This window comes from Streptomyces sp. NPDC091292, from assembly GCF_044757265.1.
GTDB lineage: Bacteria > Actinomycetota > Actinomycetes > Streptomycetales > Streptomycetaceae > Streptomyces.
In genome coordinates, this window is record NZ_JBIVUQ010000008.1 from 394,200 (window position 1) to 413,465 (window position 19,266).

Sequence of the window (19,266 nt, forward strand, 5' to 3'; positions counted from 1 at the left end):
GGAAGCCGGGGGCTGTAATGGATTGAGGCCGGCGACAAGCGCATGGCGTAGTCAATGACCAGCACGGGCACGCCTACTCGGGCAGTTCTCCTCGTGTATGCGGAACTGAGAGTAGGGTCCGGGCTGTATCCAGCCTTCCAGCCATCCGATAAGCCACTGTGCGAGCGACAGTGTGGTCGGGACCAGAACACAGCAGTCGTTGGGATCCCAATCCCAGATGTGTCCTTCTGGAGTTTCGAAGTCGACCAACGTCCACATGGCGCAGCCACGATCCATGAGCGGGACAACCCCCGATGGCAGTACAGGATTCATGGACGAAGCCCAACTGCGGTGAACCTCGATGATGTCCTGTTCGTCGCTGTACCACTCACCGTTGTCAGTCAACGACACGCACGGCCAGATGCCGAATCCGCCGTCGGCAACCTCAAGATACAAGCGCCGCAACAAGCGGGGGAACGCATGACTGATGGCTGCCTCCGCTCTCGCAACGTCTGCGGGTGTGGCCGGTGGGGGCAGGCCCCGGTCAGAGACGGCTGCACGGACCGCCTCGATGAGCTCGTCTTCAGTCATGTCCTGGCCCCCTGTGCAGCGATCTCCGGATACAAGCCCCTTCGCAACGGTTGCGAAGCCTAGCTACGGAGGAGAAAGGGCCGTGTCCCGGCGTGCCACTCTCGTGCCGGAACAGGCGGGAACTCTGCCCGAGGTACGGAATCCGCGGGTCACGCGCGCGGTCGCCCGATCTCGCTTTCGCAGTCACTCAAAAACCGTAAGAGAGCCGCCGCTGACCCGGCTCCCGTCAAGTGAAGTCTCGGCGAACGCTCTTCATCGACGGGAAGATGCTTGGCGCAACTGTGCGGCGTAATTGTGTGGAATATCGACCTTCTGTCCCCCTGAGGCGGTTGAGGCTGTCGTAGCGTCGGCTGGTCTGCTTGCCGTGTGGAAGCGGTTTCTCTTCTGGGGGTGTCGACATGCGTGTGCCGGTGCGGGGCTCGGAAGGTGGTGCGCCGGAGGCGGGCCCGATACCGAGGCGGGTGGTGGGCGCGGCACGGCAGCCGCTGCCGCCACTCGCCGCCTCCGAACAGCCGCCGCGCCCGGCCCGGACGACGGCGCGGAACGCCTCCGTCCGCGGGCGCGAGGGGCGTCGGCTGTACGCCATCGACGGCATCCGTCTGATCGCCGCGCTGATGGTGGCCGTGCACCATTACGCCGGGACGAGCCGGGTCGACCAGCCGGGCAACCTGATCTGGGACCGGCCGGTCTCCGACATCATGCCGACCGTGTTCCGGTTCGCCACCTACGGCTGGATCGGCGTCGAGATCTTCTTCGTGATCAGCGGCTTCGTGATCTGCATGTCGTGCTGGGGCCGTACCCCACGGCAGTTCTTCGTCTCGCGGGTGATCCGCCTCTACCCGGCGTACTGGTTCGCCATCGTCCTCACCACGGCCGTCCTGGTGGCGCTGCCCGGCGTGTGGGAGCGGCAGCCGCTGCGCGAGATCCTGCTCAACTTCACGATGCTCCAGTCCGGTTCGGGTGTGGCGAACGTCGACGGCGTGTACTGGACCCTCTGGTCGGAGCTGCGTTTCTATCTGCTCTTCCTGCTGGTCGTCGCCACCGGACTCACGTACCGGAAGGTCGTCGTGTTCTGCTGTGTGTGGGGCGCCGCGGCGATGCTCGCGCCGGTGTCGCAGTTCGAGTTGCTGACGCTGGTCGCGAACCCGTCGGGCGCCTGGTACTTCATCGCCGGGCTCGCGCTGTATCTGATGCACCGGTTCGGCCAGGACCTGCTGCTGTGGGGCATCCTCGGGATGGCGTGGCTGATGGGGCAACTGGAGCTGGGGCACCGTATCGACGAGGTCGAGCATGTCTCCGGCTGGCGCGGGAGCGTCCTCATCTTCACGGTGTTCCTGCTGGTCATGGTGGCGATCGCGCTCGGGTTCACGGACCGGATCCGCTGGAAGTGGCTGGTCACGGCCGGGGCCCTGACGTATCCGCTCTATCTGATGCACTACGTGGCCGGTACGACGCTGATCCACCACCTCCGGGACAGCATGGACGCACGGCTGCTGGTCGCGGCGGTGATCGGCGGCTTCTGCGTCGCGAGCTGGCTGGTCCACCGGTTCGTGGAGCGGCCGGTGTCGCGGATTCTGAAGAGGGGCCTGGACACGTCATTCGCGCGACTGCGCAACGCCGGGAACCGGTAACCGCCGGAAGGGAGTGGCCGTCCCGGAAGGTAGGCAGGATGCTGGGCTGATGTCTTCCGGGAACGCGTACCACGGTGAGGTCGGCGATCACTTCGCCCGGATCGCCGACACCAGCCCCTACAACGCCTTCACCGACCGGCCCGCCGTGCTGGACCTGGTGGGTGAGGTCGCGGGGGCGCGGGTGCTGGACGTCGGTTGCGGCGCCGGGCACTACGCCGAGGCGCTGGTGGAGCGGGGAGCCGTCGTCACCGCGGTCGACGGGAGCGCGACGCTGCTGCGGCACGCCCGCGAGCGGGTGGGCGACCGGGCCGAACTGCGCCCGCACGACCTGGAGACACCGCTCGACTTCGCCGCTGACGGCGCCTTCGACGTGGCCGTGTGCGCGCTCGTCCACCACCACCTCGCGGCACGGGAGCAACTGCTCGCCGAGCTGCTGCGCGTACTGCGGCCCGGCGGACGGCTCGTCCTGTCGACCACGCACCCCACGGCCGAGTGGCTGCACCACGGCGGTTCCTATTACGACGAGAGCTGGGTGGAACACCGGCTCCCCGACCCGTCGTTGAGCATCCGCTACCGGCGCCTGCCCCTGGAAACCCTCGTGAACGAGTGGCTGGCGGCCGGCTTCACCCTGGAACGCCTCGTCGAGCCCCGCCCGCTGCCCGAGCTGCGCGACGTCGACGCGGCCCGGTACGAGAAGCTGTGCGCCGAACCGGCCTTCCTCGCCGCACGGCTGCGCCGCCCGCCGTCGTGATCGGCGACTGGGAGTGGGACGACACGCTGTTCGCGGGCGCGGCTCCCTACTACCGGCGCGGAAGACTCCCGTACGCACCCGGACTCGCCGACACACTCGCGGACGCACTCGCGGAGGCCCTGCGTGTCGACGGCGAGGGGCGGCTGCTCGACGTGGGGTGCGGACCGGGGACGGTGGCGCTCACGCTGGCGCCCCTGTTCCATGAGGTCGTCGGCGTGGACCCGGACGGCGGGATGCTGGCCGAGGCGGGGCGGGCAGCCGCCGCTGCGGGGGTCACCGGGAAGACGCGGTGGGTACGGGTGCGGGCCGAGGAACTGCCCGCGGGGCTGGGGACGTTCACCGTGGCGACCTTCGCACAGTCCTTCCACTGGATGGACCGCGACCTGGTGGCGGCGACCGTGCGGGACATGCTCCGGCCGGGCGGGGTGCTGGTGCACGTCTCGGATCTGAAGACGGAGCACCGGGGAGAGGAGGAGTTGAGGGCGTTGCGCCGGGCCCTCGACCCGCTTCCGTATCCGGCGGTGCCCCACGCGGCGATGGACGTGCTCGTCAGGCGCCGTCTGGGTCCCGTCCGGCGCGCCGGGCGCGGGGTGCTGCCGCACGGCACGCCCGGCGGCGAGGCCGCGGTGCTCACCCGGGCGGGATTCTCCGGCCCCCGGCGTCTGGTCGTGCCCGGCGGGCAGCCGCTGGAACGCACGGCGGACGACGTCGTCGCGGGGGTGTTCTCGCTGTCGTCGTCGGCCCCGCACCTGTTCGGCGCGGCGCGCGACGCCTTCGAGGCGGAGCTGCGCGGGCTGCTGCGGGAGGCGTCCCCGGCGGGCCGGTTCTCGGAACTCCAGCCCGGTACGGAGGTCTTCGTCTGGGGGAAGCCGCCCGCCGGTTGAGCGCGACCGGGGATGCCCGTCGAGCCGGGCCGGCGGTGTCCGTGGCGACCTGGGCACCTCCCTGGACAGTCGTGCGGGCGGTGCCCCGAGTTCCCGGGGCGCGGCGCGAGAATCCTCACGTGTGCGCGGGACCCGATACGGGGACGCCGGAGCGCTTCCGCGTGCCAGCATGAGCGTTCCGAGCGCGGTGACCCGCCACGAGTTCCGGTCGCCGCGTCCCCGTCTCTGGAGTGGCGATGGCTGAGCGGCAGGCTGGGCGGCGACAGTCCCTTCGCGACTGGGCCGGTGGCACCTGGGCTGCGCTGACGTGGACGCCGGGCGCGTGGACTTCGGGTGGTGGGCTCGTGGGCCCGTACGGGGCGAATGCGACGATGGGTCGGCCATGACGCCAGGCCGATGTTTCCGCGCAGTCCGGGCCGCGGTGTTCGCGGTCACGTGCGTGCTGCTGGCCGTCCTCGGTCACGTCCTCATGTCCGGTACGGCCGTGCCCTGGTGGGCCATGGTCGTGGCCTTCTGCGGGACGGCCGCCGGGGCCTGGGCGCTCGCCGACCGCGAACGCGGCCTGTTCCTCGTCACCTCGGCCGCCGTCGTCGTCCAGGCCGCGCTGCACTCCGGCTTCTCCCTCGCCCAGGCGGCGACGCGACCCGCCGTACCCGACGACGTCTCCTTCGCGCAGCAGTGGGCGCGGTACTTGCTCTGCGGAGCCGACGCGGGCACTCCGCTGTCCTCGTCGGACGCGGCCCGTCTCCTGACCGATGCCGGGCTCGGCGGTCTGCCGCAGACTCCGCCGCCGGGTGGCGGGGGCGCCGCGATGGCGGGGGCGGCGGCGGAACACGCGCATCACACCGCGCAGGCGATGGCGGGCGGTTCGGCGATGCCCGCCGGGCACGACATGGCCGGTATGTCCCCGAGCGGAATGCTCGCCGCCCACCTGCTGGCGGCCGTGCTGTGCGGACTCTGGCTGGCCCACGGGGAACAGGGCGCCTTCCGTCTGCTGCGGGCCTGCGCGGGCTGGTTCGCAGCCCCGCTCCGCCTCGCCCTCCGGCTCCCCGCGCCACCCCACCGGCCGCGCGTCCGCATCCGCCGCGACGACCGGACCCACCCCCTCCACAGGCTGCTGCGCAGCCACGTCATCACCTCACGGGGTCCACCCACCGGGATCGCTGTCGGCTGACAGCAGGCCACACCCTGGGCGCGCCGGGGTCCTCGACTCCGCGCCCCGGGCATCAGCGCTGCCCTTCCAAGCGGCGCCCGGAACCGGATCCCAGAAGGACATCGGACGATGACACCTGCCCCACTCCGCTACGCCCCGGCGACGCCTGTCGGCACCGCCTCCGCCAGAAGACGCTCACGTGACAGCGAAAGCGCCGACGAACCGGTCACCCTCCTCGCCCTGGCCGCACGCGAGGGCGACCCGGAAGCGGTGGACCGTTTCGTCCGCGCCCTGCACCGCGACGTCCGGCGCTACGTCACGTACCTCAGCGCCGACCCGCAGTCGGCGGACGATCTCACCCAGACGACGTTCCTGCGCGCGCTGCGGAGCCTGCACCGGTTCGAGGGCCGTTCCTCCGCGCGAACCTGGCTGATGTCGATCGCGCGGCGCACCGTCGTGGACAGCTTCCGCTCAGCCGCCGCCCGTCCGCAGCTCGCGGACCGTAGCGACTGGCGGTCCGCGGCCGAACAGGCGCAGCCGTGCGGCCTGCCGGGCTTCGACGAGGGTGTGGCGCTCGCCGAACTCCTGGTACTGCTCCCGGCCGAGCGCCGCGAAGCGTTCCTGCTCACGCAGATCCTGGGCCTCCCGTACGCGGAAGCCGCGGCAGCCCTGGACTGCCCGATAGGAACGGTCCGCTCCCGCGTCTCCCGCGCCCGCGCCACCCTGATCAACCTGCTCACACCCACGGACACCAAAGCGGCCTGACCCAAAAAAGGTGGGGTGGCCGCAACCAACAAGCGGCCACCCCACCCTTCCAAAGGGCCGCGGGGAACTGCGCAATTCCACCCACGACCTCAGCCCTCAATCACCACAGCACCCCCCACACGCAAGGGGCGCGGGGAACTGCGCAAATCCCACCCACGACCTCAGCCGTCGAACACCACAGCACCCCCCATTAAGGGGCGCGGGGAACTGCGCACCCACCTCACCAACTCCCGGCACAAACCCCCCGGTCAACCGGCGGAGCCAACTGCGGGGAACTGCGCAACCGCCCGCCAACGCGCCGCACGGATTTCACCGGTCAACCGGCGGAGCCCCACGTCGGTGCGCGATCTCGCCCAGCAGCGCATCCACCGCCAGAAAGGCGACCAACGGTACGCCGAGCAGGGGTACGAAGTACCCGAGCACCGCCACCGCCACCGCACAAGGCACGAGCACATACGGCGGTACCCGACTCCACGCGCCACGGGGAACGGGTCGCCCGAAGCCTGCGTCGCGTCCGCGCTGCCACCACATCCGGTAGCCCCAGAGGATCAGGAAGATCAGCGCGAGGGCGAGCAGGGCCAGCGCGATCTGGTTGGCGAGCCCGAAGAGGTTCCCGGTGTGGGCATCGATGCCCCAGCGGGTCAGCTTGGCGAGGACCGGATAGTCCGCGAAGCGCAACGTGTCGGTGACCGTGGCGTCCCCGCTGCCGGGGTCCACGGCGACGGCGACGGAGTCCTGCTTCTCGGGCCAGCTCCGCTGGATCTGCCGGACGACGTACGCGGAGGAGGAATCGGCGGGCGGGACGATCTCGACCGGATCGGAGAGCCCCTTGCCGCGTGCGGCATGGAGGACCGCGTCCACCTCGGTGCCGGTTCCCACGCCTTCGGTACCGGCACCGGCCGCCCCATGGTCACCGTGATCACCTTGGTCACCGCCCGAAGCGGACACCGCCGGAGTGCTGTGACCGAGGGCCGTCCGCAGGTCGTCGATGCTCGCACCGGCGTACGTGGACCAGGTCAGTCCGGTCGCGGAGAGGAAGAGGAGTCCGGCCGCCGCCCAGGCGCCGACGGTGCCGTGCAGGGCCAGGCTGCGCCGCCTGCCACTGGTTCCGCGCAGGGCACGGCGGGCGCGGCGCCGGCTGAACCACAGCACCAGACCACCGGCGGCGATCACTCCGAGCCAGCTCGCGGCGAACTCGCTGTACAGACGGCCGGTCTCGCCCAGATGCAGATCGCGGTGCAGCTCGTCGATCCAGGTACGCAACGGCAGCGCGCCGGTGGAGCCGTAACTCTCCAGCGCGCCACGGACCTTCCCGGTGTACGGGTCGACGAAGACCGCGAGGGTGTGGCCGTCGGCGACTCCGGGGACGCCGGTCAGCAGGACCCGGGTGGTCGCGCCCGGCTCGGGCGAGGGGCGTATCGCGCTGATCGTGCCCTGCGGGTGGGCGTCGCGGGCGGCTGCTATCTGCTCGGACACCGGCAGTCGGTCGGCGCCGACGGGGACCCGCAACTCGTCCGCGTACACGAACTTCTCGGCCTGGAACGAGCCGGCGTACAGCAGCCCGGTCACGGCGGCGACCAGGAGGAACGGTGCGACGAACACACCCGCGTAGAAGTGCAGGCGCAGCACCAGCGGACGCAGGACGGACATAGGGGTTCTCCTGAACAGCCGGGGAGGGAGAGACGGGTGGTGCGAGAGGGGGAGCCGCACACCGGACCAGTCGGCCGAGCAGGGGGTTGAGTTCCCGAACAGTTGTGTGGCGTGGGCCACTTGACGAGGCCCCGGGGTGGACGGCGCATGCCGAACCGGCGAACAATGCGTGCATTTTCTTTTACGGAACAGAGCCTCTCCTGAAAAGCGGCTCGAATTCAGCCGTACGGGAATCTTCGCGGGTCGTACGGGGGGCGGGCGGTAGACTCCCGGGCGGCAGCCCGTAATCCACGCAAGGAGATACCGCTGTGTCGACCTTCGTCGTATTCGACCTTGAATTCACCTCGTGGCCGGGAGCGCTGGAACGGGACTGGTCGGCGCCGGGACAACTGCGCGAGATCGTACAGATCGGCGCCTTACGCGTACGCGACGACTTCACCGTGGTCGAGGAGTACGAGGCCCTGGTCCGGCCCCTGGTCAACCCGCGATTGTCCCCCTACTTCACCGAACTCACCGGCATCGAGCAGAAGACGGTGGACCGCGACGGGCTCCCACCCGCGGAGGCGCTGGGCGACTTCCTGGGATTCTGCCAGGGGCAGTCCGTGCTCTCCTACGGAAACGACATGGTCGTTCTCGGCGAGAACGTGGGATGGGCGCGGGCCCGTGGCGAAGAAGTCAAGCACGGATTTCTCGACGCCAAGTTCCTGAATATCAGGCCATGGTTGAACACGGTCGCCCCCGTCACCGCCCCGGTCAATGTGGGCCGTCTCTGGCAGGTGCTTTCACTGCCCAAACCGGCCGCCGGTTCAGAGCATTCGGCGCTGTTCGACTGCCATTCCTTTGTGGCGGCGCTCCGCCATGTGTGCGACTCCGGGGCCACGCTGCCCGAAGGGTGCGTATAGCCTCCGGCGGAACGGCGGAGGCTACGACCGGTTTACCGGCCCACCGGCTTACTCTCGGCTCTCCGGACTCAACCCCGCCACAGCCAGCCGGAACAACCGGTCCGCCGCCGCGCCGGGGTCCGGACGGTGCTCCGTCGCGAGGACGACGCCGACGGCCAGCGCGATCAGATCGGCGACCGTGACGCCCGCCGCCACGGCGCCGTCCCGCACGGCGGCGCGCAGCAGCGGGGCGCCCGCCTCCTCCAACTGTGCCGAGCAGGCGTTCTCGTGCACCGATGCGGACTCGGCGCCGTCGTAGATCAGCGCGGCTGCCAGGCCCCGGGCGTCGACGCAGTAGGCGACGACCTCGCTCAGCCAGTCCAGGAGCGCGGTCCGACTGTCGCCCGCGCCGCCCAGTTCGTGGGCGCGGACGCAGAGGGCGGCGATCCGCTTCTGGGAGACGGCCTCCACCAGGGCTCGGCGCGTGGGGAAGTGCCGGCGCACGGTCGCCGAGCCGACGCCCGCGATACGGGCGATCTGCTCCAGGGACGCGTCGGCTCCGTGCGCGGCGACCTCGTCCTCGGCCACGGCGAGGATGCGCGCGTAGTTGCGCCGGGCGTCCGCACGCTGGCGGTCGGGCATGGCGTCATCTCCCCAGGGATCGCGGACTACGGGACTACGGGCATTGCTAAGTGGCGGGGCCCGCCGTATCTTACCCGGGGGATAAACGGCGGGCCCCGCCACTTAATCCATTGGGCGGCCCCTACCTGAGGAGACCCATGTCCACAGATTCCGCACCCGTCCTGGTCACCGGCGCCACCGGCAGGCAGGGCGGTGCCACCGCCCGTGCCCTGCTCGCGGCGGGCCTGCCCGTCCGCGCCCTGGTCCGCGACCCGGCCACCGACCGCGCCAAGGCCGTCGAGGCGCTGGGCGCGGAGCTGGTCACCGGCGATCTCCACGACCGCGACTCGGTGACCAGGGCGGCCGAGGGCGCCCGCGCCGTGTTCTCCGTACAGATGCCCGGCATCACCGAGGACGGCTTCGACTTCGACGGCGAGGTGGCCCAGGGCGTCAACCTCATCGAGGGCGCGCGGGCCGCCGGGGTGCCGCAGTTCGTGCACACGTCCGTCTCCGGCGCCGGTCAGCACACGGAGACACCCGGCTGGGCGGAGGGCCGCTGGGCCGCGATGGAACCCACCCTGGGCGCCAAGGCGGCGATCCAGGACCACCTCCGCGAAGCCGGCTTCCCGCACTGGACGCTGCTCAAGCCGGCGTTCTTCATGGAGAACTTCCTCCCTTCCATGAGGTTCCTGTTCCCGCGCGGCATCGAGGGCGGCCTGGTGAGCGTCCTGCACCCCGCGACCCGGCTGTCCCTCATCGCGGTGGACGACATCGGCACCGCCGCCGCGGCGGCCATCGCCGACCCGGAGCGGTTCGACGCGGTCGAACTGGAGCTGGCGAGCGACTACCTGTCGCTGACCGAGATCGCCGACGTCCTCTCCCGCGCGCTCGGCACCCCGCTCCCCGCACCGGACATGACCCTGGAGGAGGCCACCGCCGCCGGAATGCCGGCGATGGGCGCCTCGCACGAATGGATGAACGTGGCCGGCCAGCCCGCACGCCCGGAGTTCGCCAGGGCCCTCGGCCTCCCCCTCACGAGCTTCGAGGAGTGGGCGCGGATCCATATGCACGCGACGGCCTGACCGGCGCGTCGGCGCCCCGGATTCGCGCGCCGGGCGGTCCACGGGGAACGCGGCTAGCCTGGACGGGGAGTCGGCTCCCTGCGGTGACCAGCGTCCGGCACACCTCATGGCATCGAGGTCCCGCGATGAACACAAAGCGATGAACACAAAGAGCGTGCTGCTCAGCTTCGTCCCCTGGGTGGCGTTCAGTCTGCTCGTCCAGGACGGGGCGAACTCCGTCGGATTCGCGGCGCTGCTGGGAGCGGTCCTCGCCATCTGGCTGATCGTCCGGGGCCGGGCCTCGGGCCTCAAGGTGATCGACGCGGCCGGTGTCGTGACGTTCGTGGCGCTGGCCTGCGCGGCGTTCGCGGGCGGAGACGTCCTGCGGGACAACGTCGCCTACTACGGACGCGGTGCGGCGACGCTGGTACTGGCCCTGGTGATGCTCGCCTCCGTCCCCGTACTCCCGTTCACCGAGCAGTACGCGCGTGAGTCGGTGCCGCGCCAGTACTGGACGTCGCCGGTCTTCCGGTCGGTGAACCGGCGGATCAGCGGCGTCTGGGGCCTCGCCGTCCTGGCGATGGCGATCGGCACCCTGGCCGCCGGATACCTCGCGTCGGACGGCAAGGAATCCTGGAGCGCGAACCTGGTTCTCAACTGGGTGGTGACGATCGTGGCCGTGATCGTGGCGATCAGATACACCCGGCGGGCGGCGGCCAGGGCGCGGGCAGCCAGGAACCTGGACAGTCGCGAGCGCCGTTAGGTACGTGAGGCGGACGCGTCGTCGGGTTCGGCGTCCCCGGTTTCGGCGGTCCATGTGATGTGCGGCGGCACGACACGGGCGCACAGGGGGTTGCCCTTGAGATCGGTCAGGCCGAGGCGGCCGACCAGGCGACCGTCCTTCGCGGCGGCGGCGAGTACGCCGGCCGGGACCCCGTTCAGCATGATCTTGGCGCGGCGGAACATCGTGAAGGCGCCCGCGGCGTCGACCGTACCCCAGGACAGATAGATGAACCGGTCCCCGGGCCGTCCCTGGATGTACGGGCCCTTCACATCGGTCCCGGTCCCCATGGGCGAGGCGGTCGTGGTGCACGGGAGAGTCCAGGTCGCGGACGCGGCGTCACCGGGGTGCAGGTCGAGCAGCTCGGCCGGGCGGTCGCGGCGTTGGACGGCGACGTGGATGTTGTCGTACGTCAGGGCGGTGGCGTCGGCCGGGGTCCGGCAGTTGCGACCGGGAAGGTCGACGGCGTCGATACGGATGTCCATACGGCCATCATCCCGATCCACCCGTCGCCCCGCCCGCTCCACCCCGTCCCGGCAGATCGACGCCACCGCCCCCGACCACTAAAGGGCCGCGCACTGCCCCGTCTTGACGCTGCGGACCTGGTTCGGCCTGCCCGCGTCGCTCGGCGCCGGCTTGTTGGCGACGCACGCCAGGGGGCCGCCGATGCTGTTGGCGGAGAGCTGGACGCCTCCGCCGTTGCCGACCAGGGAGACCGGGGCGGCGAAGGTGTTCCCGGTGCAGCCCGTGCCGCCGAGCCGTACCGGACCGGTGGACGCGGTGACGGCGACGGGGCCGTTGACCTGCGTACCGCAGAGCTGGAGCGTGCGCGCGCCGGCCGCGCTCAGCGGGCCCTTGACGGTGCTGCCGTTGCTCACGAGCGAGGCGCCCGGCAGCACGGTGACCGGGCCGTTGACGAGGGCGCGGTCGAGGCAGGTCACGCCCCGGGAGACGGTCAGCGGGCCCGAGCGGGTGCCGGTGACCGTGGTCGTGCAGGCGGGGGTCGCGGGGACGTCGGCCTTGAAGTCGAGCGCGTACGCTAGCTTGCCCGGCTTGGCGTCCGTGATCGGCTTGCTCAGCTTGGCGAACTCGCCGGACGTCTCCTTCTTCCCGGCGTTCCACTCGGCGAGCTTGCCGAGGTCGGCCGCGGTCTTGCCGCTGGCGACGGGGTCCTGGTCGCCGAGCGCGACCATGGCCTTGGACGTCTTCTTCACCAGGTCGAGGTAGCCCGGGAACCCGTTGAGGTCGCTCGTGCCGAGGTCGAGGCTGCCGCGCAGCCACTCGCCCCAGTAGTACTCCAGGAACTCGGACGGGTTGTCCGGTGTCGCGTAGCCGATGTCGCGGGTGAAGTAGACGAGGCTGCGGTAGGGGTCGTTGTGGAAGTTGGCGATGCCCAGCCGGTCGGGCAACTGGTTCAGCGTGATCGGGCGGTCGTTCTCGTCGCGCAGCCAGACCTTCTTCTGCGCCTCCATCGTCTTCCAGAACTCGGCCGTGGACAGGCGCGAGAAGTTGTCGGTGACGCGGAGGCGTACGTGCGTCGCGGCGCCGCCGTCCGGGCTCTCCAGGAAGGAGGTCAGCGTGTGGTGACCGTCCGTCAGGTACAGGACGCCGCCGGGTCCGATGACGACCGTCTTCATCGGGGCGACGGTCTCGGGCGTCTCCTGACCGACGGGCACGGTGCAGGTGAAGCTCGACGGGTCGTCAAGACGGGCGTCCGGCTCGGCCGTCGCGGTCTCCCCCTGCCCGTTCGCCTCGCACCAGTCGTCGAACCGCTTGTTGAAGCCGCCCGCCGCCGCGTCCTTGTCGGAGCGGTAGCGGCCGAGCTTGTAGTACACCTCGTCGTAGCCGAGTACCGACTGCGTGGGGTGCAGTTCGCCCAGGGTGACGTCGAGCAGGTCACCCGATTCGGCACAGCGGTACGCCGCCGGGGTCCCCGGGGTTCCGCAGTCGCGCGCCGGTGCCTTCGCCTGAGCCGGCCCCGCACCGACCGTCAGCGCCGAGGCGGCAACGCCGCCCGCGAGTATCCAGGCCGCCGTACGTCGCGGCGTACCGCCCTTCGATCTCTTCATGTCGTCCCTCCCGCTCATACCGATGGCGGCCCCGAGATCAGGTGCCGCCGCCCCGGACGGTGCCACGCGCGGGCGATCGGCGGATGGCCCGGAGGTGAACGGGGAACGGCGGGCGGCTTCTGCCGTGGGCAGAGGCGGTCGACGCCGGAGCGGGGCTCGCGGAGGATGACGGCATGGGAGACAACCGGGGCGCGGACCTGCCGGTACGACGGCTGGACATGGGGTACTTCGTACGGCCGGCTGCGGAGACGGGGGGTCCGGAGCCGAGGGTGGAACCGGTGTTCGCGTACGTCGTACGCCACGAGCGGGGGCTGCTCCTCTTCGATTCGGGCATCGGTGAGGCGGACGCGGAGACCGAGGCGCACTACCGCCCCCGGCGGCGGGGGCTGGCGGAGGCACTGTCGGGGGCGGGGCTGTCGCCGGCGGACATTTCCCTCCTGGTGAACTGCCACCTGCACTTCGACCACTGCGGCGGAAATCCCCTGCTGGCGGGCAGGCCGATCCTGGTCCAGGAGACAGAGCTGGCGACCGCCCGCGCGGGCGGCTACACCGTCGACGCGCTGGTGGACTTTCCGGGCGCGGTGTACGAGGAGGTGGCCGGCGAGACGGAGATCTGGCCGGGCGTACGGATCATCCCGACCCCGGGCCACACGGCGGGCCACCAGTCGCTCGCCGTCCGTGGCCGGGACGGCACCGTCGTGGTCCTCGCGGGCCAGGCGCACGACTTCGCCTCGGAGTTCGGCTCGGACCACGCCGCCCTGAGGGCCGCGAACGACGGAGTCGAACCACCCCTCCCCTCCTACCGGCCATGGATGGAGCGCATCACGGCCCTCGACCCGCGCCGCGTACTGTTCGCGCACGACGGCGCGGTCTGGGAACCGGCGACCGATGAGTCCACGGGCGCGCCGGAGTCGTAACGGCCATGAGGGTGATCGTGGAGAACGCGTCGACGGGCCACCCGTTCGCTTGACGGAACCAAGTCAGGGAGATGGTGCGTGTGCGCGAGTTCGACGTGGAGTTGAGTGACGGGCGGACGCTGCGGGTTCATGACAGTGGGGGTGGTGAGGGGCTCGTGGTGTTCTGGCATCACGGGACGCCCAACATCGGCTCGCCTCCCGCGCCGCTCTTCCCCTTCTCCTCCCGGCTCGGGATCCGCTGGATCTCGTACGACCGGCCCGGTTACGGGGGGTCCACCGCGCGGCCGGGGCGGGATGTGGCGTCCGTGGCCGGGGATGCCGGTGCCGTCGCCGATGCGCTGGGGGTGGAACGGTTCGCCGTGATGGGGCACTCCGGGGGCGGGCCGCACGCCCTGGCCTGCGGTGCGCTGCTGCCCGAACGGGTCGTCGCGGTCGTCGCGGTGGCGGGGCTCGCGCCGTTCGGTGCCGACGGGCTCGACTGGTTCGCCGGTATGTCGGCGTCGGGGGTGGCGGGGCTGCGGGCCGCGGCGGCGGGGCGGGAGGCCAAGGAGGCGTACGAGGCTTCCGCCGCGTACGACCCCGAGATGTTCACGCCCGCCGATCACGCCGCCCTCGCCGGTCCGTGGTCCTGGTTCGGTGACGTGGTCGGCCCGGCGCTCGCCTCCGGACCGGGTGGGCTCATCGACGACGACCTCGCGTACGTGACTCCGTGGGGGTTCGACCCGGGGCAGGTCACCGCGCCCGTGCTGTTGCTGCACGGCGGGCAGGACCGGATCGCGTCCGTCGCCCACGCGCGGTGGCTGGCGGACCGGTGCCCCTCTGCGGAGCTGCGCGTGAGCCCGCCCGACGGGCACATCTCCGTACTCGAAGGCGCAGAGTCCGCCCTGACCTGGCTCACCGAGCAGCGGACGGGGCGTACCTGATCAGCGGACGCCGGGCACTCACCTTCGGCCACAGCAAGATCAACCTCCACCGGGCGGGCCACGAGTTCGCACCCAGGGCCGCCCACCCGACCCCTGGCAGCGCCGACCTGTGCCTGATCGTGGACCGGCCCCTCACCGAGGTCGTCGCCGAACTCGCCGCCCACGGCGTCCCGGTCGAGGAGGGCTGAGCGGACGGCCCACCAGGTACGCCCGGGTACGCCCGCACGGGCTCAGCTCAGCGCCTGGACCTCGGCGTATGTCGGGGCGCCCGGTGTGAGAGGCGTGAGTGGGCGGCCCTCGCGGATCGCCACCGCCGATGCCACCGCCTCCCCCAACGCCCTGCGATAGAGCAGCGAACCGAGACTGACCCGACGTACGCCGAGCGCCGCGAGTTCCCTCATGGGAGGTCCCTCCGGCGAGTAGAGGATGTTCAACGGCACCTCCACGGCGGCCACTTGGGCACCGATCCCGGCGGGATCGATGAGCCCCGGCACGAACACCCCGTCCGCTCCCGCCTCCTGATACTCCATCAGGCGGGCGGTCGTCTCGGAGTGCCGTACGTCCAGCGGCAGGCCCAGCCAGTACGTGTCCGTGCGGGCATTCACGAACAGGCCCGGCACCGCCGCCTTCACCGCCGCGATCTTCGCCGCGTGCAGTTCGGCGGGCGCGAGGGTGCCGTCGCCGCGCCCGTCCTCCAGGTTGACCCCGACGGCGCCCGCACCGGCCAACTCCCTTGCCAGATCGGCCACTTCGTCGGGATCGTCACTGAAGCCGCCCTCCGCGTCGACGGAGACGAGAAACCCTTCCCCGCCCAGCCGCGCGGCCAGAGCGAGGGTCGCCTCACGGGTCGCCGCGTGCCCGTCGGGCAGCCCCGCCGCCGCGGCCACCCCCAGACTCGTGGTGCCGACGGCCGGGAACCCGCGCGCGGCGAGCGCGGCGGCGGAGGCGTGGTCCCAGGCGTTGGGGAGCAGCAGCGGGGCGCCGTGGCGATGCAGCGCCGCGAAGTCGTCGTACGCGGTCATGGTTCCCGCCTCCTGTCGTGCCTTCGCCGACTCCGTGCACCCGGTGTACTCCGGGAACTCTAGGAGGCGGACGTTTCGGCGGCGACCGAGGCATAGCCACAATGGACCCATGTCCCGACCCACCCCCCGCCCCCGTCCCCACCAGGCACCCGACGCCTGCCCCTGCGGGCTGCCCCAGCAGTACGCGGCGTGCTGCGGGCGGTTCCATCGGGGCGAGGGTGCGGCGGGTACCGCCGAGGCGCTGATGCGGTCGCGGTACTCCGCGTTCGTCGTACGGGACGAGCCGTATCTGCTGCGGACCTGGCACCCGGACACCCGCCCGGCGGGCGTGGCCTTCGACCCCGGGATGCGCTGGTCGGGGCTGGAGATCCTCGACGCGCGGGACGGATCGGCCTTCCACCGCACGGGCACGGTGACCTTCCGTGCCTCGTACACCGAGGGCGGCAGGCCGGGGGCGCTGCACGAGCGGAGCCGGTTCGAGCGGGTGGACGGGGCGTGGGTGTACGTGGACGGGGAGTTCGTCGACCAGCCGTAGAGGGACTACGGAGAGGCACTACGGGGCCAGGATGTCCAGTTCCTGGAGGGCGCCCACCGCGATCTCCCGGGTCAGCTCCTCCGCGCGCTCCGCGTTCCCCTCCCGTACCGCGTCCGCGACCTTGACGTGCAGGGTGACGGCGGCCGGGTCGGGGTCCTCGAACATCACCTGGTGGTGGGTGCGGCCCGCCAGGACCTCCGCGACGACATCGCCGAGGCGGGCGAACATCTCGTTGCCGGACGCGTTCAGGATCACGCGGTGGAAGGCGATGTCGTGCACGAGGTACGCCTCCAGTTGCTGGCCGCGTGAGGTGGCGACCAGACCGATCGCGCACTCGGTGAGTTCCGCGCACTGCTCGGCGGTGGCGTGGCGCGCCGCGAGGCCCGCGGCGACCGGTTCGATCGCGGACCGCAGCACCGTGAGGGAGCGCAGTTGGCGCGGCCGGTCGGCGCCGGCCAGACGCCAGCGGATGACCTGCGGATCGTAGACGTTCCACTCGGCCGTGGGACGGACGGTGACGCCGACGCGGCGGCGGGACTCGACCAGACGCATCGACTCCAGGACCCGGACGGCCTCCCGCATCACCGAGCGCGAGACCTCGAACCGCTGCGCCAACTCGTCGGTGCGCAGGACGCTTCCCGGCGGGTACTCACCGGCGGCGATGGCGGGACCGAGGGTCTCCAGTACGTGCGCGTGCAGCCCCCGGGCCGTTGTGGTCATGCCGCTCAGCGTACGAGGCGGGCAGCGCGAACAAAAAGTCAGACTTTTATGTCACACACTCTTGAATTAGTCAGACCTTATGGGTTTCATGCACGTGACACATCGATGTCGACGACGACAGACGACTACAGCGAGGACCTGGTGGAAGGCGTGACGGACGGCGTGGCGGAAGGCGTACGGGACGGCGTGCGGACGGAAGAGCAGGCAGAGCTTCCCTCCCATGTCGTCGTGGTCATGGGCGTGGCGGGCACCGGCAAGACGACGATCGGCCCCCTGCTCGCGGCGGCCCTCGGCGTTCCGTACGCCGAGGGCGACGACTTCCACCCGCCGGCGAACATCGCCAAGATGACCGCCGGGACCCCGCTCACCGACGAGGACCGGCTGCCGTGGCTCGACGCCATCGGCGCCTGGGCGCACGGCAGGGCCGGGCTCGGCGGTGTGGTCAGCAGCTCCGCGCTCAAGCGGAGCTACCGCGACCGGCTGCGGTCCGCCGCTCCCGGTCTGGTCTTCGTCCATCTCACGGGTGACCGGCAGCTCATCGAGGACCGTATGGCGCACCGTCAGGGGCACTTCATGCCGACGGCCCTCCTGGACTCCCAGTTCGCCGCGCTCCAGCCGCTGGAGCCGGACGAGACGGGGGTCGCCGTGGATGTGTCGGGCGGCCCCGAGGAGATCGCCGGCCGGGCGGTCACCGCATTGCGCGGACTCACGGTCCCGTAGCCCGTCCGCCGGCCCACCCGGCACCACCCCGCACAGCACCACCCCGCACGGCACCACCCCGCTCCACCGCCACCCCCCGCACGTCCCCCTTCCCGACCACCACCTCCAAGGAAGAACCGTGACCAGTCTCAGCGTCGAGATGCTGGCAGCGGACCCCGTCGCGCCGATCACCTCCGCGGGCCACGCCCAGCTCGGGATCGCCGTCCTCGCGGGCATCGCCGTCATCGTCCTGCTCATCACGAAGTTCAAGGTCCACGCCTTTCTGGCGCTGACCATCGGCTCGCTCGCCCTCGGCGCCTTCGCCGGGGCGCCGCTCGACAAGGTGATCACCAGCTTCACCGCGGGGCTCGGCTCCACGGTTGCCGGTGTGGGCGTGCTGATCGCCCTCGGCGCGATCCTCGGCAAGCTGCTCGCCGACTCCGGTGGCGCCGACCAAATCGTGGACACGATCCTCGCCAAGGCGGGCGGGCGCGGGATGCCGTGGGCGATGGTCCTGATCGCCTCCGTGATCGGGCTGCCGCTGTTCTTCGAGGTCGGCATCGTGCTGCTGATCCCGGTCGTGCTGATGGTCGCCAAGCGCGGCAACTACTCGCTGATGCGCATCGGTATCCCGGCGCTGGCCGGTCTGTCCGTGATGCACGGTCTGATACCGCCGCACCCCGGTCCGCTCGTCGCGATCGACGCGGTCCAGGCGAACCTCGGTCTGACGCTGGCGCTCGGTGTGCTGGTCGCGATCCCGACGGTGATCATCGCGGGCCCGCTGTTCTCGAAGTACGCGGCCCGCTGGGTCGACGTACCGGCGCCGGAGAAGATGATTCCGCAGCGGCCGTCCGAGGACTTGGAGCGGCGTCCCGGCTTCGGCGCGACCGTGTTCACGGTCATGCTGCCCGTCGTGCTGATGCTCGCCAAGGCGCTCGTCGACATCATCGTGGACGACCCCGCGAACATGGTGCAGCGGGTGTTCGACGTGGTCGGTTCGCCGCTGATCGCGCTGCTCGCGTCGGTCATTGTCGGCATGTTCACGCTGGGCCGGGCGGCCGGGTTCACCAAGGGGCGGCTGTCCACGACCGTCGAGAAGTCGCTCGCGCCGATCGCCGGTGTGCTGCTGATCGTCGGTGCCGGTGGCGGCTTCAAGGGCACCCTGATCGACTCGGGTGTGGGCCAGATGGTCCTGGAGATATCCAAGGACTGGTCGATTCCGGCGCTGCTGCTCGCGTGGCTGATCGCCGTGGTGATCCGGCTGGCGACCGGTTCCGCGACGGTCGCGACGGTGTCCGCCGCCGGTCTGGTGGCGCCGCTGGCCGCCGACATGTCGAGCACGCACCTCGCACTCCTGGTGCTGGCGATCGGCGCGGGCTCGCTGTTCTTCAGCCATGTCAACGACGCCGGTTTCTGGCTGGTGAAGGAGTACTTCGGGATGAGCGTCGGCCAGACGATCAAGACCTGGTCGGTCATGGAGACGCTGATCTCGGTGGTGGCGGGCGGCATCGTCCTGCTCCTCTCCCTGGTCATCTAGCCCCAACGCCGTTCAGTTAGGCGGGGCTGGGTGGTGTCAAGGGTCGGTTGCGAGCATGTTGATGCTGATGGTGGCCTGGTAGGTGGCCCGGTCGAT

The 19,266-nt window shown here is 71.0% G+C and carries 20 protein-coding genes; 13 read left to right on the forward strand and 7 right to left on the reverse strand.

Features of this window, described 5'->3' with window-relative positions; genetic code table 11:
- Positions 1-51 precede the first annotated feature (51 nt).
- Positions 52-570, reverse strand: coding sequence for an SMI1/KNR4 family protein (locus ACIQNU_RS24030; RefSeq protein WP_401369844.1), 519 nt, complete (start codon positions 568-570; stop codon positions 52-54).
- A gap of 398 nt (positions 571-968) precedes the next feature.
- Between ACIQNU_RS24030 and ACIQNU_RS24035 the strand changes: the two genes are divergently transcribed.
- The 5 genes from ACIQNU_RS24035 to ACIQNU_RS24055 all read left to right on the forward strand — a co-directional run bounded on the left by ACIQNU_RS24035 (position 969) and on the right by ACIQNU_RS24055 (position 5,754).
- Positions 969-2,201, forward strand: coding sequence for an acyltransferase family protein (locus ACIQNU_RS24035; RefSeq protein WP_401369847.1), 1,233 nt, complete (start codon positions 969-971; stop codon positions 2,199-2,201).
- A 49-nt stretch (positions 2,202-2,250) separates the two neighbouring features.
- Entirely contained in the window at positions 2,251-2,952 is a 702-nt protein-coding gene (locus ACIQNU_RS24040) for a class I SAM-dependent methyltransferase (protein WP_401369850.1), read from the forward strand.
- Positions 2,949-3,836 (forward strand): class I SAM-dependent methyltransferase, encoded by an 888-nt coding sequence (locus ACIQNU_RS24045; protein ID WP_401369963.1) that lies wholly within the window; start codon positions 2,949-2,951, stop codon positions 3,834-3,836. The genes ACIQNU_RS24040 and ACIQNU_RS24045 overlap by 4 nt, the downstream gene beginning before the upstream one ends.
- A gap of 382 nt (positions 3,837-4,218) precedes the next feature.
- Entirely contained in the window at positions 4,219-5,010 is a 792-nt protein-coding gene (locus tag ACIQNU_RS24050; protein ID WP_401369853.1) for a hypothetical protein, read from the forward strand.
- A gap of 108 nt (positions 5,011-5,118) precedes the next feature.
- Complete coding sequence (locus ACIQNU_RS24055) at positions 5,119-5,754, forward strand: sigma-70 family RNA polymerase sigma factor (protein WP_401369856.1); 636 nt, start codon at positions 5,119-5,121, stop codon at positions 5,752-5,754.
- 309 nt (positions 5,755-6,063) lie between these two features.
- Here the strand turns inward: ACIQNU_RS24055 and ACIQNU_RS24060 are convergent, their stop codons facing one another.
- A complete protein-coding gene (locus ACIQNU_RS24060; RefSeq protein ID WP_401369858.1) occupies positions 6,064-7,404 on the reverse strand; it encodes a PepSY-associated TM helix domain-containing protein in 1,341 nt (446 codons plus the stop codon).
- A 308-nt stretch (positions 7,405-7,712) separates the two neighbouring features.
- On the opposite strand from ACIQNU_RS24060, the gene ACIQNU_RS24065 reads away from it, so the two are divergent.
- Positions 7,713-8,306 (forward strand): exonuclease domain-containing protein, encoded by a 594-nt coding sequence (locus tag ACIQNU_RS24065; protein ID WP_401369859.1) that lies wholly within the window; start codon positions 7,713-7,715, stop codon positions 8,304-8,306.
- A gap of 48 nt (positions 8,307-8,354) precedes the next feature.
- Here ACIQNU_RS24065 and ACIQNU_RS24070 read toward each other — a convergent pair whose 3' ends face one another.
- Positions 8,355-8,927 carry a TetR/AcrR family transcriptional regulator gene (locus ACIQNU_RS24070; RefSeq protein WP_401369862.1) on the reverse strand — a complete coding sequence of 191 codons (573 nt, stop codon included), beginning with the start codon at positions 8,925-8,927 and terminating at the stop codon, positions 8,355-8,357.
- Between the two features lie 137 nt (positions 8,928-9,064).
- Between ACIQNU_RS24070 and ACIQNU_RS24075 the strand changes: the two genes are divergently transcribed.
- Both ACIQNU_RS24075 and ACIQNU_RS24080 read left to right on the forward strand, forming a co-directional pair.
- Positions 9,065-9,988 (forward strand): NmrA family NAD(P)-binding protein, encoded by a 924-nt coding sequence (locus ACIQNU_RS24075; protein ID WP_401369865.1) that lies wholly within the window; start codon positions 9,065-9,067, stop codon positions 9,986-9,988.
- A 139-nt stretch (positions 9,989-10,127) separates the two neighbouring features.
- A complete protein-coding gene (locus tag ACIQNU_RS24080; RefSeq protein ID WP_401369868.1) occupies positions 10,128-10,730 on the forward strand; it encodes a hypothetical protein in 603 nt (200 codons plus the stop codon).
- Here the strand turns inward: ACIQNU_RS24080 and ACIQNU_RS24085 are convergent.
- Together ACIQNU_RS24085 and ACIQNU_RS24090 are read right to left on the reverse strand one after the other, a co-directional pair.
- Positions 10,727-11,233 (reverse strand): DUF5990 family protein, encoded by a 507-nt coding sequence (locus ACIQNU_RS24085; RefSeq protein ID WP_401369871.1) that lies wholly within the window; start codon positions 11,231-11,233, stop codon positions 10,727-10,729. The two genes, ACIQNU_RS24080 and ACIQNU_RS24085, sit on opposite strands and share 4 nt — an antisense overlap.
- A gap of 78 nt (positions 11,234-11,311) precedes the next feature.
- Complete coding sequence (locus ACIQNU_RS24090; RefSeq protein WP_401369874.1) at positions 11,312-12,817, reverse strand: ParB/Srx family N-terminal domain-containing protein; 1,506 nt, start codon at positions 12,815-12,817, stop codon at positions 11,312-11,314.
- A 173-nt stretch (positions 12,818-12,990) separates the two neighbouring features.
- On the opposite strand from ACIQNU_RS24090, the gene ACIQNU_RS24095 reads away from it, so the two are divergent.
- Positions 12,991-13,734 carry an N-acyl homoserine lactonase family protein gene (locus ACIQNU_RS24095; RefSeq protein WP_401369876.1) on the forward strand — a complete coding sequence of 248 codons (744 nt, stop codon included), beginning with the start codon at positions 12,991-12,993 and terminating at the stop codon, positions 13,732-13,734.
- A 71-nt stretch (positions 13,735-13,805) separates the two neighbouring features.
- Complete coding sequence (locus ACIQNU_RS24100) at positions 13,806-14,657, forward strand: alpha/beta fold hydrolase (protein WP_401369879.1); 852 nt, start codon at positions 13,806-13,808, stop codon at positions 14,655-14,657.
- Between the two features lie 230 nt (positions 14,658-14,887).
- Here ACIQNU_RS24100 and ACIQNU_RS24105 read toward each other — a convergent pair whose 3' ends face one another.
- Positions 14,888-15,679: an isocitrate lyase/phosphoenolpyruvate mutase family protein gene (locus tag ACIQNU_RS24105; RefSeq protein ID WP_401369882.1), complete on the reverse strand. Its 792-nt coding sequence runs from the start codon at positions 15,677-15,679 to the stop codon at positions 14,888-14,890.
- A 109-nt stretch (positions 15,680-15,788) separates the two neighbouring features.
- Here ACIQNU_RS24105 and ACIQNU_RS24110 point away from each other — a divergent pair, with 109 nt between their 5' ends.
- Complete coding sequence (locus tag ACIQNU_RS24110; protein WP_401369885.1) at positions 15,789-16,214, forward strand: YchJ family protein; 426 nt, start codon at positions 15,789-15,791, stop codon at positions 16,212-16,214.
- 18 nt (positions 16,215-16,232) lie between these two features.
- On the opposite strand, the gene ACIQNU_RS24115 is transcribed toward ACIQNU_RS24110, so the two are convergent.
- On the reverse strand, positions 16,233-16,934 hold the full coding sequence (locus ACIQNU_RS24115; RefSeq protein ID WP_401369888.1) for a FadR/GntR family transcriptional regulator: 702 nt from the start codon (positions 16,932-16,934) through the stop codon (positions 16,233-16,235).
- A 234-nt stretch (positions 16,935-17,168) separates the two neighbouring features.
- Between ACIQNU_RS24115 and ACIQNU_RS24120 the strand changes: the two genes are divergently transcribed.
- Complete coding sequence (locus ACIQNU_RS24120; RefSeq protein ID WP_401369966.1) at positions 17,169-17,654, forward strand: gluconokinase; 486 nt, start codon at positions 17,169-17,171, stop codon at positions 17,652-17,654.
- Between the two features lie 118 nt (positions 17,655-17,772).
- A complete protein-coding gene (locus tag ACIQNU_RS24125) occupies positions 17,773-19,170 on the forward strand; it encodes a gluconate:H+ symporter (protein ID WP_401369890.1) in 1,398 nt (465 codons plus the stop codon).
- The last annotated feature ends 96 nt before the right edge of the window (positions 19,171-19,266 follow it).

What these genes read in the sequence shown, in the direction of transcription:
- ACIQNU_RS24030 (WP_401369844.1), bottom strand. Translation starts at nt 570, where the DNA reads ATGACTGAAGACGAGCTCATCGAGGCGGTCCGTGCAGCCGTCTCTGAC.
- ACIQNU_RS24035 (WP_401369847.1), top strand. Translation starts at nt 969, where the DNA reads ATGCGTGTGCCGGTGCGGGGCTCGGAAGGTGGTGCGCCGGAGGCGGGC.
- ACIQNU_RS24040 (WP_401369850.1), top strand. Translation starts at nt 2,251, where the DNA reads ATGTCTTCCGGGAACGCGTACCACGGTGAGGTCGGCGATCACTTCGCC.
- ACIQNU_RS24050 (WP_401369853.1), top strand. Translation starts at nt 4,219, where the DNA reads ATGACGCCAGGCCGATGTTTCCGCGCAGTCCGGGCCGCGGTGTTCGCG.
- ACIQNU_RS24055 (WP_401369856.1), top strand. Translation starts at nt 5,119, where the DNA reads ATGACACCTGCCCCACTCCGCTACGCCCCGGCGACGCCTGTCGGCACC.
- ACIQNU_RS24060 (WP_401369858.1), bottom strand. Translation starts at nt 7,404, where the DNA reads ATGTCCGTCCTGCGTCCGCTGGTGCTGCGCCTGCACTTCTACGCGGGT.
- ACIQNU_RS24070 (WP_401369862.1), bottom strand. Translation starts at nt 8,927, where the DNA reads ATGCCCGACCGCCAGCGTGCGGACGCCCGGCGCAACTACGCGCGCATC.
- ACIQNU_RS24075 (WP_401369865.1), top strand. Translation starts at nt 9,065, where the DNA reads ATGTCCACAGATTCCGCACCCGTCCTGGTCACCGGCGCCACCGGCAGG.
- ACIQNU_RS24080 (WP_401369868.1), top strand. Translation starts at nt 10,128, where the DNA reads ATGAACACAAAGAGCGTGCTGCTCAGCTTCGTCCCCTGGGTGGCGTTC.
- ACIQNU_RS24085 (WP_401369871.1), bottom strand. Translation starts at nt 11,233, where the DNA reads ATGGACATCCGTATCGACGCCGTCGACCTTCCCGGTCGCAACTGCCGG.
- ACIQNU_RS24090 (WP_401369874.1), bottom strand. Translation starts at nt 12,817, where the DNA reads ATGAAGAGATCGAAGGGCGGTACGCCGCGACGTACGGCGGCCTGGATA.
- ACIQNU_RS24095 (WP_401369876.1), top strand. Translation starts at nt 12,991, where the DNA reads ATGGGAGACAACCGGGGCGCGGACCTGCCGGTACGACGGCTGGACATG.
- ACIQNU_RS24100 (WP_401369879.1), top strand. Translation starts at nt 13,806, where the DNA reads ATGGTGCGTGTGCGCGAGTTCGACGTGGAGTTGAGTGACGGGCGGACG.
- ACIQNU_RS24105 (WP_401369882.1), bottom strand. Translation starts at nt 15,679, where the DNA reads ATGACCGCGTACGACGACTTCGCGGCGCTGCATCGCCACGGCGCCCCG.
- ACIQNU_RS24110 (WP_401369885.1), top strand. Translation starts at nt 15,789, where the DNA reads ATGTCCCGACCCACCCCCCGCCCCCGTCCCCACCAGGCACCCGACGCC.
- ACIQNU_RS24115 (WP_401369888.1), bottom strand. Translation starts at nt 16,934, where the DNA reads ATGACCACAACGGCCCGGGGGCTGCACGCGCACGTACTGGAGACCCTC.
- ACIQNU_RS24120 (WP_401369966.1), top strand. Translation starts at nt 17,169, where the DNA reads ATGGGCGTGGCGGGCACCGGCAAGACGACGATCGGCCCCCTGCTCGCG.